General features: G+C 50.8%; 1 pseudogene. It reads right to left on the bottom strand.

What is annotated here, in order from left to right:
• Positions 1-251: pseudogene (locus tag DXD65_RS21145) on the bottom strand (IS3 family transposase); the annotation flags it as partial.
• Between the last annotated feature and the right edge of the window lie 227 nt (positions 252-478).

Genomic DNA, 478 nt, shown 5'->3' with positions numbered 1-478 from the left:
CACAACTGGTTGGCTGAAGTCAAGGTCAGTCCTTTGATTAGGTTCTTCCACTTGTGGTAGCGATGGTTGGAGTTCGTCGTATGCCGGGTCTTGCGGGCAGGAAGCATCAAGCGGTGTTGCCGGAGCAATGCATAAAAGCTGTCCCGCCCAGGCATGAACCCGGCTCCAAAAAGCACGGTGAGCATAATCCACAGTTTGTAACAGCCTATACCCGGATCTTCGATACGGATATCACGGACAGCATCCAGCATGAGACGTTCCCTATGTATCTGACTCTCAATGTCAGCCTTTGACTGGTAGTAGGCTTGACGACAATGGCCAAACAGACGGCAGGCCAACGCAACTTTCAGGTTGCGCTGACTGACCAGTTCCGTTACGATTTGGCCCCAGATTTTTTTCTGATAGGGATGTTGAAGAGTTCTTCAGCACGCGTAATCATCAACTCACGGGCTTCTGTTTCCAGCTTGGAGAAAGACAG

The organism is Bacteroides sp. 4_1_36 (assembly GCF_003466325.1).
GTDB lineage: Bacteria > Bacteroidota > Bacteroidia > Bacteroidales > Bacteroidaceae > Bacteroides > Bacteroides uniformis.
Note: the sequence above shows the minus strand (reverse complement) of the source record. Positions and strands in the feature narration are given on the sequence as shown.